Raw genomic sequence first — 14,600 nt, forward strand, 5'->3', positions numbered from 1 at the left:
TAAATGTTTGACAATAAAAATATATTGATTATGGGTATGGGCGTTACAGGTAAATCTGCATTAAAATTTTTAACTAATTATCCATGTAAAATTTATGTTTATGATGAAAATAAAAATTTAAATGAAGAAAACATTCAAGAAGATTTTGTGATTTTTAATATATATGACTTAGAAAAAATCAATTTAATTGTAAAAAGTCCAGGTATATATCCATATCATGAAATATTAGATAAAGCTAGAGAACTTGGTATAGAAATTATTTCTGATATTGAACTGAGTTACAGGTTTTTAAAAAGTGAAAACGTGGTGGCTATTACAGGTACAAACGGAAAGACCACTACTACCACTCTTGTTAAGGATATTTTACAAAGGCAGAACAAAACATTTGATGTAGGAAATATCGGCAATGGTATACTTGATATAACTAATAAGGCTGCCAAAGAGGACTATGTAGTAATTGAGGCTTCTTCTTTTCAATTAGAAGATACAAAAAAATTCAAACCTCATATAGCACTTCTAACATACGTTACAAGTGACCATTTAGATTGGCACGGAAGCGTTGAAAATTATATAAATGCAAAATTTAAAATATTTGCAAATCAAGATGAAAATGACTTTGGAATTTTAAATTATGAAGATAGAAATATGCAAAATGTAGCTAGCATCAAATCTAAAAAATATTATTTTTCTACTGATCCAATTTCTGAAATGGGAGCATTTGTCAAAGATGGAGTAATTTATTACAATGATGGTATGAGCTCTCAACCTATAATAAAAACAAGTGAAATAAAAATTCCTGGTGAACATAATATTAAAAATGTAATGGGAGCAATAATAATTGCAAAAATCTTAGGGATTGATAATGAAAAAATACAGCAATCCATAAAATTATTTACTGGTGTTGAACATAGGATAGAATTTGTCAGAGAACTAAAAGGCGTAAAATATTATAATGATTCAAAAGGAACTAATCCAGATTCAACTGATGTAGCAATAAAAGCTATGGACGGTAATGTAATTTTAATTGCTGGAGGTTATGACAAAGGTGCAAGTTTTGATACAATGATTAAAAATAATAAAGATAAATTAAAATTACTTATATTGTTTGGTCAGACAGCACCTAAAATATCTAAAGTATGTAAAAAAGAAGGATTGGATTTTTATATAGTAAAAGACTTGGAAAAAGCTGTTAATCTATCCTTCAATTTTGCTAGTGAAAAGGACGATGTACTGTTTTCACCAGCTTGTGCTTCTTGGGATATGTACAAGGACTATGAGCAACGTGGAAGACATTTTAAAAATATTGTTAAAGAGTTGATTTAGTATGAAGCTCAAAAGAAATATCAAAGACGTGGATTTACCACTTTTAATAGTAACTGTATTTCTCATTATAATAGGAATTGTTGCAGTGACTTCTGCTTCATTTCCTTCGGCAAAAAAATATGACTATAATAGTTTTCATTATGCAATTAGACAGGCAGTTTTTCTTATAGTGGGAATAATTGCCTTAATTTTTATATTGAAAATGCCAAAAGGAGTTATATATAAAAATATAGATTGGATTTTTGGTGTTTCCCTTATTTTAATTGGTCTATTGTGGACACCAGTAGGACAAGAAGTGTATGGGCAAGCAAGATGGTTAAAAATACCTGGTTTAGGAATTTTGTTTCAACCTTCGGATATTTTGAAAGTTACATCGATTATATTTTTTGCTAAATATTTATCTAAAAATATTAATAAATTGCGAGATGCCAAAACTTTTTTCAAAATATTGCTCATATTGGGTATATCTGTAGCACCGGTAATGATAAAAGACTTTTCTACTGCTGTAGTTATAGGAATGGCTCTATTTGCAATGCTCGTATGTGCCGGTCTAAATAAAAAGCAATTTGGAATTCTTGTAATAATAGGAATTGTTGGAATTATATTAATTTTAACTGATGATGAAAATAAATATAGAATCGAAAGACTTTTAGGTTTTGTTTCTGACTCGACAGATTACTTATCTGCAGATTTGTATCAAGCTAGGCAATCACTTTATGCATTTGCACTAGGAGGATATGCAGGAGTGGGTTTATTTCGTTCTAGACAAAAATATACAAATTTACCACAAGCATATACGGACTTTATATATTCTGTAATTGCAGAAGAATTTGGACTTATTGGTTGTATGATTATATTGATATTATTTCTAGTATATATATTTAGAGGATATATGATAGCAGTTAATTCTAAAAATTACTTTGATAAATTAACTGCTGTGGGAATTACAACTTTTATTGGAATTCAGGCATTTTTTAACATGGGAGTTGCAGCTAAACTTCTTCCTGTTACGGGAATTACGCTTCCATTTATCTCATATGGTGGTTCTGCACTTATCATGGCAATAGTTGCTACTGCAGTTTTATTGAAGATTTCAACAGGAGGTACAAATTGAAATATATACTATCAGGTGGGGGTACAGGTGGACATATATATCCTGCCCTTGCTATTGGCGAAGAAATTAAGAAAAAGGACAAAACAGCTAAAATTTTATATGTAGGAAAGAAAGATTCCTTGGAAGAAGAGTTAGCAGAAAAATATGGTTTTGAATTTAAAGGGATAGATATTTCTGGATTGCCTCGCAAAAAATTAAATAAAGATACAGTTATTACTATATTTAATTTATTAAAAGGATTAAACCAAAGTGGCAAAATTTTAAAAGAATTTAAACCACATATTGTAATAGGAACAGGTGGTTATGTCTGTGCACCTATAGTTTTTAAGGCACAGCAATATAATATTAAAACTGTTGTACAAGAGCAAAATGCTTATCCAGGAAAGACAAATAGAATTTTAGCAAAAAAAGCTGATATGGTTTTTATTAATTTTAAAGAAGCTGAAAAATATCTCGACAATCAAAATATCATCTACACTGGAAATCCTATAAGAGATGATTTCTCGCATATTGATAGAGAAAAATCTCGCAGAGAATTGGGTATTTTGGATGATGAAAAATTTGTATTCTCTTTTGGTGGTAGCGGTGGTCAAGAATCTACTAATGATGCTATGATTGAAATTTTGAATAAATATAAAAAGTTACCATTTAAATTAGTTCATATAACAGGTAGAGAACATTACGAAGATTTTATGAAGAGAATTGTAAAACTTCCTTCCAATGTAGAAATTTATGATTATACTCACAAAGTTTCTGATTATTTGGCTAGCTCTGATCTTGTTATAGCTTCATCATCAGCAATGACTTTAGCAGAAATATCGGCAGTAGGTCTTGCTTCAATACTTATACCAAAAGCTTATACCGCAGGAAATCATCAATATTTTAATGCTAAGTCATACTCTGATATGGGTGCTAGCGAAGTCATTGAGGAAAAAGACTTAAATAGTGAAAAATTATATAATAATATTCTAGATATATTAGAAGATAAGAACAAATTACAAAAAATGAAAGAAAATTCCAGAAAGTTAGCTAGCCCAGGGGCTGTTTCGCAAATTGTTGATAATATGATAAAGTGATTCTATGAGTGCGCAAAAAAAAGTTAAAAGAAAAGTTAATAAAAAGAAGAAATTTTTTAGGATTTTTTTTAGATTTTTTATTTTTTTTACATTTATTTTTTTAATAATTTTTTCTTTAAAAAACTCTAATCTCTTTAATATAAATTCTGTTAATATACAGGGAGCACAAAAAGTAAGTGCTAAAGAGATAATCAAAGTATCAGGACTTGAGAAAGGGAATAAATATTTTGGTATCTCAAAAAGAGATAGGATAAAAAAAATACAGAGTATTGCTTATATTAAAAATGCAAAAATAAAATACAAGTTGGGTGGCAATATTGATATAATTGTAGAGGAACGCAGCCCTTATTATCAAGTAGAGTCTACAAAGTATCTCTTAGTTGACGAAAATTTTAGAATATTAGAAGAGAAAGATTATAAGACAGATAATTTATTAAATTTAAGTGGACTTAATGTAGAAAATAAAAAAGGCGGTTCTTATATCTTAACTTACAAAGAAGATAAAGAAAAAAAAGCTCTGCTTATGGAGTTAAAAGATTCTAAGTACAATTTAGTTGGCAATATTAAATCTATTGAACTACTTGATTCTTTGACTACTTTTGTAACTTTAGACGGAATAAAAGTAGAATTTGGCTCTTATAATAATATGGAGTACAAACTTAGAATGTTATCGTTGATATTAGAAGATATCAAAAAAACTGATAAAAATGCAACAGTAGTACAAATGGAGAAGGGAACTAACCCGATTTTGATTGTTGAGGAAAATTCAAAAATTGATTCTTCTAATGAAAATGAAGAAAAAAATACATGGAAAGACGATAAAAGATATATAGAAGAAAAAATAGACGAAAAAGAAAATTCTAACTAGTTTATATATATGTTTAAATATCTTGATTTAAACTCTTTATATGTTGACTAATTAGCTATTTTTCTATAAAATAGAACTAATAGAATTAAAATTTATGTAATTTATTATACGAGGAGGATGTTTATGTTGGAATTCGATATGGACCAAGATGAATTTGCCAAAATTAAAGTTGCCGGCGTAGGAGGTGGCGGTAACAATGCCGTTAATAGAATGATTACTGCTGGCGTTAAAGGTGTTGAATTTATTGCTTTTAATACCGATAAACAGGCACTTAAAAACTCATTAGCTGAGACAAAAATTCAAATTGGTGAAAAAATTACTAAAGGTCTAGGTGCTGGAGCTAATCCTGATATTGGAGAAGAATCTGCTCAAGAATCTAGAGATGAAATAAGAGAATCATTAGAAGGTTCAGATATGGTATTCATCACTGCAGGAATGGGTGGTGGAACAGGAACAGGTGCTGCTCCAATTATAGCCGATGTTGCAAAAGAATTGGGCTTACTTACTGTAGGTGTTGTTACAAAACCTTTTACTTTTGAAGGACATAGAAGAGCAAAATCTGCAGAAAGAGGAATCAATGCTTTAAAAGAAAAAGTAGATACTCTAGTTATTATTCCAAACGACAGACTACTCAGTATTTCTGATAAAAAGACAAGTTTCGCACAAGCTTTTGAAATGGCAGATGATATCTTAAAACAAGGTATACAAGGTATTTCTGATTTAATTTCAATCCCAAGTTTAATTAATCTGGACTTTGCAGACGTTAAAACAATTATGTATGACAAAGGTATAGCACATATGGGTATTGGACGTGCATCTGGAGATGACAGAGCTACAGAAGCTGCTAAAATGGCAATTAATTCTCCTCTTCTAGAAACTTCAATTGAAGGTGCAAAATCTGTATTGCTAAATATTACAGCTGGTTCAGATTTAGGAATCTTTGAAGTTAATGAAGCTGCTGATTTAATTAGAGATTGTGTTTCTGAAGATGTAAACTTAATCTTTGGTGCAGGTATTGATGAAACTCTTAAAGATGAGGTAAAAGTTACAGTTATAGCTACTGAATTTGATCAATATAAAGATGATAAAAAATCAAATAAAGCTTCAAATAACGAGCCCAGAAAAAGTATCTCTAGTACAGAAGCTGATGAAGAAGATAATGGCGAACTTAAAATCCCTTCTTTCTTGAGGATTAATAGAAATAAATAATTAGTGCCCCTTTTGGGGCCTTTTTTTATATGAGGTGGAAAGCATGAAATGTCCTTTTTGTGGTCATTTTGACTCAAAAGTAATAGATACAAGACCAACTGAAGAAGGCTCAACTATAAGGAGAAGGCGTGAATGCCTAAATTGTAATAAAAGATTTACAACTTATGAAAAAATAGAGCAAACTCCGATTATGGTGGTAAAAAAAGATGGAAATAGACAAGTTTTTGATAGAGAAAAAATAATAAATGGAATGATAAAGTCTTGCGAGAAAAGACCTGTCTCAGTAGTTGAAATTGAACATTCAGCAGATAATATAGAAAAACAAATTCAAAATTCTATGAAAAAAGAAATTTCATCTTTAGAAATTGGTGAAATGGTAATGAGAGAACTAAAAGAACTTGATGATGTCAGTTATGTAAGATTTGCATCTGTATATCGCGAGTTTAAAGATTTACAATCTTTTCTAGATGAATTAGAAAGTATCGTAAAAAAGAAGTGATATAATGAATTTATTTGAATTGAATATGCAAAATAATTTAAAGAATTTAGCACCTTTGGCTGATAGAATGAGACCAAGAAATCTAGATGAATTCGTAGGACAAAGTCATATTATTGGGGAAGGAAAATATTTAAATAGAGTTATAAAAAGTGATAGATTTAGCTCAATGTTATTCTGTGGGCCCCCAGGAGTAGGTAAAACTACATTGGCTAATATAATAGCTAAGTCAACTAATAAAAATTTTATTAAACTTTCAGCTGTGACTTCAAATTTAAAAGAACTCAGAGAAGTGTTATCGAAAGCAGAAGATTCTGTTAAGTTTGATAATGTTTCTACTATAGTTTTTATAGATGAAATTCATAGATTTAATAAAACACAACAAGATGCACTGCTGCCTTTTGTGGAAAGAGGAATAATAATATTAATTGGCGCCACTACTGAAAATCCCTATTTTGAAGTAAATAAGGCACTTCTTTCTAGAATGCATATTTTAAATTTAAACTCACTTAATAAAAAAGATTTAAATAAGTTAATCGATATGGCTTTAAATGATGAAGTGCGTGGACTTGGCAAAATGAATATAGAAATTACAAAAGACGCACGTGATATTTTAATAAATAATTCAAATGGTGATGGTAGATTTTTATTAAATTCACTTGAGATAGCAGCCCTATCGACAGATAAAAATTCTGAAAATATAATCGTAATTGGTGAAGAAGCAATTGTCAATTCACTTCAGATAAAAAATATAAAATATGATAAAAATGCTAATGAACATTATGATATTATCTCAGCATTTATAAAATCCATGAGAGGAACTGATCCAGATGCAGCACTAATTTATTTGGCTATGATGCTTGAAGGTGGAGAAGATATAAAATTTATTGCCAGAAGACTCATTATTTTTGCTTCTGAAGATATTGGAAATGCCGATCCAATGGCAATGGTAATGGCTTCTTCTTGTTTTAACAGTATAAATGCAGTAGGTATGCCCGAAGCGAAATTAATTTTGGCACAAACTGTAACATATCTTGCCAGCGCAGAAAAATCAAATGCGAGTTATGTTGGTATAAACAAGGCTGTAGATGATGTTGGTGCAGAAGCGAACATCTTTATTCCTAAGTATATTAGAGATAAAAATAATCCTGCAAATGACACTAATATTAAATACAAATATCCTCATAATTATGATAATGCTTTTGTAGAACAAAGCTATATTCCCAAAAATTTTGAAGGAAAAACATATTACACACCAAAATGTATAGGCTACGAAAAGAAAATTAAGAGGCGCTTGGATAAACTAAAAAACAGGTAAAAATAGACAAAAACTAAACATTAATTGACAAAAAATATAATTAATAATATACTAAAACATTATAAGTATGATAAGTAGGAGGAGTTATGGGAATTAGTATAAGAGATATTTTTTTGAGCCCAGAAAAGTATTTAGATAAAGAAATCACTGTTGAAGGCTGGATTAAGACAGCTAGGGCTTCAAAGAATTTTGGATTTATAGAATTAACTGACGGAACTGTATTTAAACCTATTCAAATTGTTTATGGTAAAGATCTTGAAAATTTTGGAGAAATAGATAAATATACAATTAGTTCATCACTTAAAGTACAAGGCAAACTAGTACAATCTCCTGGTAAGAATCAATCTTTTGAGATTCAAGCAAGTAAAATTGAAGCTGAAAGTGTTTCTGATGCGTCATATCCATTGCAAAAGAAAAGGCACACAATGGAATATTTAAGAACGATAGCTCATTTGAGACCACGTTCAAACACTTTCAATGCTGTATTTAGGGTAAGATCTTTAATAGCATATGCTATTCACAAATTCTTTCAAGAAAAGGGTTTTGTATATGTACATGCTCCAATAATAACAGCTTCCGATGCTGAAGGCGCTGGAGAAATGTTCCAAGTTACTACTATTGATATGGATAAATTATTGCATTCTGGAGCAGATAAAGTGGATTATTCTATGGACTTTTTTAATAAGAAAACAAGTTTAACTGTTTCTGGACAGCTAGAAGCCGAAGCATTTGCGTTGGCATTTAAAAATATTTATACATTTGGTCCGACATTTAGAGCAGAAAATTCAAATACTCAAAGACATGCTGCTGAATTTTGGATGATAGAACCAGAAATTGCCTTTGCAGATTTAAATGTAAATATGGATATAGCTGAAGAGATGTTAAAGTATATAATTACTTATGTGCTAGAGAATGCACCTAATGAGTTGGAATTTTTTAATAATTTTATTGACAAAAATCTCTTAGAAAGATTACACAATGTTGTGGATAATGAGTTTGCTAGAATAACATATACTGAAGCTATCGAAATCCTTGAAAAAGCTGATAGAGAATTTAAATACCCAGTTAAATGGGGAATAGATTTACAGACAGAGCATGAAAGATATATCACAGAGGAAGTATATAAGAAACCTGTTTTTGTAACTAATTATCCAAAAGAAATCAAAGCTTTTTATATGTATGAAAATGAAGATAAAAAAACAGTGGCGGCAATGGATTTATTAGTTCCAGGTGTTGGGGAAATAATAGGTGGCTCTCAAAGAGAACACAGAATTGAAATTTTAGAAGATAAAATGAAGAACATGGGAATGGAAATGGACACTTATAATTGGTATCTTGATTTAAGGAGATATGGTTCTGTTGTTCATTCTGGATATGGGCTAGGTTTTGAAAGAGCTGTAATGTATATAACGGGAATGAAAAATATTAGAGATGTAATACCATTCCCTAGAACAGTTGGTAATGCTGAGTTTTAGGAGAAAATAATGAGAGAATATAAACCAAATATAATTGAAAAAAAGTGGCAAGACTTTTGGGATGAACACGAAACTTTTGTATGTGAAAACAATTCTGAGAAAGAAAAATTTTACGCATTAGTAGAGTTTCCATATCCTTCTGGGCAAGGCCTTCATGTTGGTCATCCAAGACCATATACTGCTCTTGATATAGTTTCAAGAATGAAAAGAATGCAGGGGTATAATGTTTTATATCCTATGGGTTGGGATGCTTTTGGTCTTCCTACTGAAAATTTTGCTATTAAAAATAAAATACATCCAGCAGTTGTAACTAAAAATAATGTGGATCACTTCAAACGTCAATTAAAATCAATTGGTTTTTCTTTTGACTGGTCAAGGGAAATAAATACTACTGATCCAAATTATTATAAGTGGACTCAATGGATTTTTCTTCAATTATTTAATAAAGGACTGGCATATAAAAAAGAAATGCCGATTAACTGGTGTCCTTCTTGTAAAGTAGGACTTTCTAACGAAGAAGTTATTGGTGGCAAATGTGAAAGATGCGGACATGTAGTTGTCAGAAAAGTTAAAAGTCAATGGATGCTTAAGATTACTGAATATGCTGATAGACTTATAGAAGATTTAGATGGTCTTGATTTCATAGACAGAGTTGTAGCTCAACAAAAAAATTGGATTGGAAGAAGTGAAGGTGCAAGTATATTTTTCAACTTGAAAGATATTGATGAAAAACTTGAAGTATTTACAACTAGACCTGATACTATTTTTGGTTCAACATATATGGTTATAGCACCAGAACATCCAATAATTGATAAATATAGCAATAAAATTGAAAATTTAGAAGAAATCAAGAATTATCGTGAGGAAGTTTCTAAAAAGAGTGATTTTGAAAGAACTCAATTTGAAAAAAATAAAACCGGTGTAGAAGTTAAAGGAATTAGAGCAATTAATCCATTAACTGATAAAGAAATTCCAGTTTGGATATCTGACTATGTTATGATGGGTTATGGAACTGGTGCGATAATGGCAGTTCCTGGACACGATGATAGAGATTATGATTTTGCCAAGAAATTTAAGCTAGATATAATTCCTGTCATTGAAGGCAGCGATTTAAGTGAAGCTGCAAATACTGATACCTCTACTGGAAAAATGATTAATTCTGGATTTTTAAATGGCCTTGAAGTTAAAGATGCCATTGGAAAAATGATTGATTATTTAGAAGAAAATAAAATTGGAGAAAGAAAAGTCAATTATAAATTGCGTGACTGGGTATTTTCTAGACAAAGGTATTGGGGGGAACCAATTCCAGTAGTACATTGTGAAAAATGCGGCTATGTTCCTCTATCAGAGGAAGATTTACCTCTACTTTTGCCAGAGGTTGAAAATTATGAGCCAACAGATTCAGGTGAGTCACCTCTTGCAAAAATGACTGATTGGGTAAATACTACTTGTCCAAAATGTGGTTCTCCGGCAAAAAGGGAAACGGATACTATGCCACAATGGGCAGGTTCATCTTGGTATTTTTTAAGATACACTGATCCTAAAAATGATAAAGAGCTTGCAAGTAAAGAGGCACTTCGATATTGGACACCTGTAGATTGGTACAATGGCGGAATGGAACACACAACTTTACACCTTCTTTATTCTAGATTCTGGCATAAGTTCTTATATGATATAGGAGTTGTTCCTACTAAAGAACCTTATGCTAAAAGAACTTCTCATGGTATGATACTTGGATCGAATAACGAAAAAATGTCCAAATCTAGAGGCAATGTTATAAATCCAGATGATATTGTTAACGAATATGGTGCCGATACCCTCAGATGCTATGAGATGTTTATAGGTGATTTTGAAAAACCTGTTCCATGGTCTGAAAATGGTGTGAAAGGCTGCCGTAGATTTATGGAAAGAGTTTGGAACCTGCAAGATATATTAACTGATGGAGAGCAATACAGTGAAGAGCTAGTTTCTGAAATTCATAAAACTATTAAAAAGGTCACAAGTGATTATCCAAATCTAAAGGCAAATACAGCTATTGCACAACTCATGAGCCTCGCTAACGAATTTAACGATTTAGGCAAAATTACAAAAGAAGACTTGAGGACATTTTTGATACTTCTAAATCCTGTGGCACCGCACATTACTGAAGAAATGTGGGAAATTTGTGAGTTGGGTGGAGTTTTAAATGAAATGGCTTGGCCTAAATTTGATGAGTCAAAGACAATAGACAATGAAATTGAAATTCCAGTGCAATTTAACGGAAAAGTAAGATTTACTATAAAGATTCATAGAGATGCATCTGAAGATGAAGTTCTAAAAATTGCCGAGTCTGACGATTTATTTAATCGCAATGTTGAATCAAAAAAGGTTATAAAGAGAATTTATATTCCTAATAAAATTTTAAATATAGTTGTAAAATAATATGATAAGCACTTTAATTAGTGCTTATTATTCTCTAAGGAGAGTTTAAATGAAAAGTATGACAGGTTATGGTTTAGGCGAGCAAAAAGATGAAAATTTTCAAATTAAAATTGAGATTAAATCTGTTAATAATAGGTATCTAGATATCAATCCAAGAATGCCAAGATTTATCACATATACCGAAGAAGATGTGAAAAGTCTTATAAAGAAAAAATTAAACCGTGGCAAAGTTGATGTATTTATTAGTTTTGATTTTTTGAATTCTGATGATTTAAATATTGAAGTTGATTATGAATTAGCTAAAAAGTATTATGATGCAGGTATAATTATGAGTTCTAAATATGATATGCAAAATGATATCACAACTTCAAAAATACTTTCTCTTCCTGATGTGGTAAAAATATCTCAAAGAGAATTTGATACGAATTTTGTTAAAGATTCCTTGCTACAAGTTGTAGACGAAGCTGTAAACAACTTAATATATATGAGAGAAAAAGAAGGACTAAAAATAAAGGAAGATTTTAAAGTTAAATTATTAAATATAGAACAATTAGTTGGTAAAATTAAACTAAGAGAACCTATAACCTTACAAGAAAATGAAGATAAATTAAAAAATAGAATTAAAAAATATCTAGAAGAAAGTCAAATTGAAGAATCGAGGATTTTAACAGAAATTGCGATCTTATTAGATAAATTATCAATAGATGAGGAAATTACTAGATTAAATATACATGTTAAGAATTTTAATGATATAATTGAATCTAATACAGTCGTAGGTCGTAAATTAGATTTTTTATTACAAGAATTTAATAGGGAAGCAAATACTATTGGTTCTAAATCAAATGATATTGAAATTTTAAATTTAGTAGTGGAGTTAAAATCTGAAATAGAAAAACTTCGAGAACAAGTACAAAATGTTGAATAGGAGTTTGTATGATTAATATTGGTTTTGGAAATATGATCAATGAATCTAGAATTATAGCTGTTCTTTCTCCAGATTCTGCTCCTTTAAAAAGACTTATTAGCGATTCGAGAGAAAAAAACAATGTAATAGATGCAACATATGGAAGAAGGACAAGATCTATAGTTGTTATGGATAATACACAAATAATTCTAGCGAGTGTTGCACCTCAAACAATATATTCGAGAATAAAAAATGATTAGGATGGTGATAATTTGGACGGAGGATTTTTATTAGTTCTTTCAGGACCTTCTGGTTCAGGAAAGGGTACAGTAAGTCAAGCTTTAATGGAAAAAAATGATGATATTATTTTTTCTACATCAGTAACTACAAGGACTCCTCGCCCTGGGGAAATAAATGGTGAAAACTACTTTTTCACCTCAATAGAAGAATTTGAAAGAATGGTAGATAATGATGAACTTCTAGAGCACGCTTTTGTGCATACAAATTATTATGGAACGCCTAAGAAGTTTGTTTTTGATGAAATTGATAAAGGGGAAATAGTCCTTTTAGAAATAGATGTGCAAGGAGCTTTACAAGTTAAGAAAAAATATAAGGATGCTGTCTTTGTATTTTTAATTCCGCCTACTATGGATGAATTAAAATCAAGACTTGTAAAAAGAGATACTGAAACAGAAGATGAAATAGAAACAAGATATAGAAATGCCTTTAAGGAATTAGATTTTGTTGGAGAATATGATTACTTTGTAATTAACGATGTTATTGAGAATGCTGTTAATGATATAGAAGATATAATAGCAGCAGAAAAATTGCGTGTTAAAAGACACAAAGATATTAAAAGAGAAGTGCAAGCAGAAGAGAGGAAGAATAAAAAATGATAATACCATCTTTTAAAGAAATTAGAGAAAAGACAAGTTCTCGCTATGAACTTGTGATGTTGGTTTCAAAAAGAGCTAGAAAATTAGTGGATAATAATCCTAAACTTGTAGAGACAAAAAATCAAAAACCAGTTACTGTAGCAATAGAAGAAGTGATGGCTGGTAAGATTAAATTTGGCAAGCCTATGTCTGATTATAAATATAATGAAAAGATTAAAGAAGAAAGAGCTTTTCTAATTGAAAAATTAAAAAACGAATCATATAGCGAAATAAATTCACAAGGTGACTACGAAGAGGAATAAAATGTTAAAAAACAAAAATATTCTACTGGGTGTTACTGGAGGTATTGCGGCTTATAAATCTCCTGGAATTTGTAGCCTTTTGAGAAAACAAGGAGCAGAAGTAAAAGTAGTAATGACTGAAAATGCTACTAAATTTGTGACACCCCTAACTTTTCAAACTATGTCGAACAATGTGTGTCATTTAGAAATGTTTAATCAGCTGTTTAATATGGATGTTGAACACATTTCTCTTGCTAAATGGGCAGATATAATAGTTATTGCTCCAGCAACTGCCAATGTTATTGGAAAATTTGCAAATGGGATATCAGATGATATGCTCACGACAATCCTTATGGCTTCAAGATGTCCAGTGATGATTGCTCCAGGTATGAATACGGTAATGCTAAACTCGAAAGCTAACCAAAATAACTTGGATATTCTAAAAGAACGTGGAGTAATTGTTTTAGATACTGCTACTGATATACTTGCATGCAATGATTATGGAAGTGGCAAAATGCTGGAACCAAAAGAAATTGTTAATGAGATTGATACAGCTCTTGCAAAAAAAGATTTGAAAGGCAAAAATATCGTGATAACTGCGGGTCCTACTATTGAGCCGCTCGATCCAGTGAGGTATTTGACAAATCATTCTTCTGGCAAAATGGGCTATGCTTTAGCTGAAAATGCTAAAAAACGTGGGGCTAAAGTTACTCTCATTTCAGGTCCAACTACTATACAAGTGCCTAAGGTAGATAATTTTGTTTCTGTAAAAACTACAAGAGATATGTTTGAAGCTGTTGGTGAATTTTTTGATAAGGCAGATGTATTAATAAAATCAGCTGCGCCTGCGGATTACCGCCCAAAACATTATTCGGATGAGAAAATTAAAAAAACTGCACAGGGTGATTTAGATAATATTGAAATGGAAAAAAATCCAGATATCGCTCTTCATTATGGTGCATTGAAGAAAAATCAGATAATTGTAGGATTTGCAGCAGAATCTACAAATATTTATCAATACGCAAAAGAAAAGTTGGATAAAAAGAATTTTGATATGATAGTAGTAAATAATATTAAGAAAGAAGGTGCTGGTTTTGGCACTGACACGAATATTGTTTCAATTATCGATAAAAACAGTACAACTGATTTAGAAATAATGAGTAAAAAAGAACTTGCAAATGAAATTTTAGACAGAGTACAAAAACTTATGAGCTAGAGA

At 30.5% G+C, this 14,600-nt stretch carries 14 protein-coding genes; all 14 read left to right on the top strand.

Translation table 11 applies throughout. From position 1 onward, the window contains the following. Positions 1–3: 3 nt before the first annotated feature. Entirely contained in the window at positions 4–1,323 is a 1,320-nt protein-coding gene (gene murD, locus ABID14_RS04870; RefSeq protein WP_354367719.1) for a UDP-N-acetylmuramoyl-L-alanine--D-glutamate ligase, read from the top strand. A gap of 1 nt (position 1,324) precedes the next feature. After that, positions 1,325–2,437: an FtsW/RodA/SpoVE family cell cycle protein gene (locus tag ABID14_RS04875; RefSeq protein ID WP_354367721.1), complete on the top strand. Its 1,113-nt coding sequence runs from the start codon at positions 1,325–1,327 to the stop codon at positions 2,435–2,437. After that, positions 2,434–3,513, top strand: a complete 1,080-nt coding sequence (gene murG / locus ABID14_RS04880; protein WP_354367723.1) for an undecaprenyldiphospho-muramoylpentapeptide beta-N-acetylglucosaminyltransferase — start codon at positions 2,434–2,436, stop codon at positions 3,511–3,513. Before ABID14_RS04875 ends, murG begins: the two co-directional genes overlap by 4 nt. Before the next feature lie 4 nt (positions 3,514–3,517). Further along, a complete protein-coding gene (locus ABID14_RS04885; protein WP_354367725.1) occupies positions 3,518–4,381 on the top strand; it encodes a cell division protein FtsQ/DivIB in 864 nt (287 codons plus the stop codon). 123 nt (positions 4,382–4,504) lie between these two features. Further along, positions 4,505–5,590, top strand: a complete 1,086-nt coding sequence (gene ftsZ, locus ABID14_RS04890; protein WP_354367727.1) for a cell division protein FtsZ — start codon at positions 4,505–4,507, stop codon at positions 5,588–5,590. A gap of 43 nt (positions 5,591–5,633) precedes the next feature. Continuing rightward, positions 5,634–6,089: a transcriptional regulator NrdR gene (nrdR, locus tag ABID14_RS04895; protein WP_354367729.1), complete on the top strand. Its 456-nt coding sequence runs from the start codon at positions 5,634–5,636 to the stop codon at positions 6,087–6,089. Positions 6,090–6,093: 4 nt separating this feature from the next. Further along, on the top strand, positions 6,094–7,404 hold the full coding sequence (locus tag ABID14_RS04900) for a replication-associated recombination protein A (RefSeq protein ID WP_354367731.1): 1,311 nt from the start codon (positions 6,094–6,096) through the stop codon (positions 7,402–7,404). Positions 7,405–7,490: 86 nt separating this feature from the next. Then, positions 7,491–8,879 (top strand): asparagine--tRNA ligase, encoded by a 1,389-nt coding sequence (asnS, locus tag ABID14_RS04905; protein WP_354367733.1) that lies wholly within the window; start codon positions 7,491–7,493, stop codon positions 8,877–8,879. A 9-nt stretch (positions 8,880–8,888) separates the two neighbouring features. Continuing rightward, on the top strand, positions 8,889–11,300 hold the full coding sequence (leuS, locus tag ABID14_RS04910; protein ID WP_354367735.1) for a leucine--tRNA ligase: 2,412 nt from the start codon (positions 8,889–8,891) through the stop codon (positions 11,298–11,300). Between the two features lie 49 nt (positions 11,301–11,349). Then, positions 11,350–12,225: a YicC/YloC family endoribonuclease gene (locus ABID14_RS04915; protein ID WP_354367737.1), complete on the top strand. Its 876-nt coding sequence runs from the start codon at positions 11,350–11,352 to the stop codon at positions 12,223–12,225. An 8-nt stretch (positions 12,226–12,233) separates the two neighbouring features. Then, positions 12,234–12,464, top strand: a complete 231-nt coding sequence (locus ABID14_RS04920; protein WP_435529951.1) for an extracellular matrix/biofilm biosynthesis regulator RemA family protein — start codon at positions 12,234–12,236, stop codon at positions 12,462–12,464. Between the two features lie 12 nt (positions 12,465–12,476). Beyond that, on the top strand, positions 12,477–13,100 hold the full coding sequence (gene gmk / locus ABID14_RS04925) for a guanylate kinase (protein ID WP_354367739.1): 624 nt from the start codon (positions 12,477–12,479) through the stop codon (positions 13,098–13,100). Further along, a complete protein-coding gene (gene rpoZ, locus ABID14_RS04930; protein ID WP_354367741.1) occupies positions 13,097–13,402 on the top strand; it encodes a DNA-directed RNA polymerase subunit omega in 306 nt (101 codons plus the stop codon). The genes gmk and rpoZ overlap by 4 nt, the downstream gene beginning before the upstream one ends. A gap of 1 nt (position 13,403) precedes the next feature. After that, positions 13,404–14,597, top strand: a complete 1,194-nt coding sequence (coaBC, locus tag ABID14_RS04935) for a bifunctional phosphopantothenoylcysteine decarboxylase/phosphopantothenate--cysteine ligase CoaBC (RefSeq protein WP_354367743.1) — start codon at positions 13,404–13,406, stop codon at positions 14,595–14,597. The last annotated feature ends 3 nt before the right edge of the window (positions 14,598–14,600 follow it).

Origin of the sequence: Peptoniphilus olsenii, from assembly GCF_040545475.1 — a bacterium.
Classification (GTDB): Bacteria; Bacillota; Clostridia; order Tissierellales; family Peptoniphilaceae; genus Peptoniphilus_A; species Peptoniphilus_A olsenii.

Bases quoted from the DNA above. Each gene is read 5' to 3' on its own strand.
- murD (WP_354367719.1), top strand. From the start codon at position 4: ATGTTTGACAATAAAAATATATTGATTATGGGTATGGGCGTTACAGGT.
- ABID14_RS04875 (WP_354367721.1), top strand. From the start codon at position 1,325: ATGAAGCTCAAAAGAAATATCAAAGACGTGGATTTACCACTTTTAATA.
- ABID14_RS04885 (WP_354367725.1), top strand. From the start codon at position 3,518: ATGAGTGCGCAAAAAAAAGTTAAAAGAAAAGTTAATAAAAAGAAGAAA.
- ftsZ (WP_354367727.1), top strand. From the start codon at position 4,505: ATGTTGGAATTCGATATGGACCAAGATGAATTTGCCAAAATTAAAGTT.
- nrdR (WP_354367729.1), top strand. From the start codon at position 5,634: ATGAAATGTCCTTTTTGTGGTCATTTTGACTCAAAAGTAATAGATACA.
- ABID14_RS04900 (WP_354367731.1), top strand. From the start codon at position 6,094: ATGAATTTATTTGAATTGAATATGCAAAATAATTTAAAGAATTTAGCA.
- asnS (WP_354367733.1), top strand. From the start codon at position 7,491: ATGGGAATTAGTATAAGAGATATTTTTTTGAGCCCAGAAAAGTATTTA.
- leuS (WP_354367735.1), top strand. From the start codon at position 8,889: ATGAGAGAATATAAACCAAATATAATTGAAAAAAAGTGGCAAGACTTT.
- ABID14_RS04915 (WP_354367737.1), top strand. From the start codon at position 11,350: ATGAAAAGTATGACAGGTTATGGTTTAGGCGAGCAAAAAGATGAAAAT.
- ABID14_RS04920 (WP_435529951.1), top strand. From the start codon at position 12,234: ATGATTAATATTGGTTTTGGAAATATGATCAATGAATCTAGAATTATA.
- rpoZ (WP_354367741.1), top strand. From the start codon at position 13,097: ATGATAATACCATCTTTTAAAGAAATTAGAGAAAAGACAAGTTCTCGC.
- coaBC (WP_354367743.1), top strand. From the start codon at position 13,404: ATGTTAAAAAACAAAAATATTCTACTGGGTGTTACTGGAGGTATTGCG.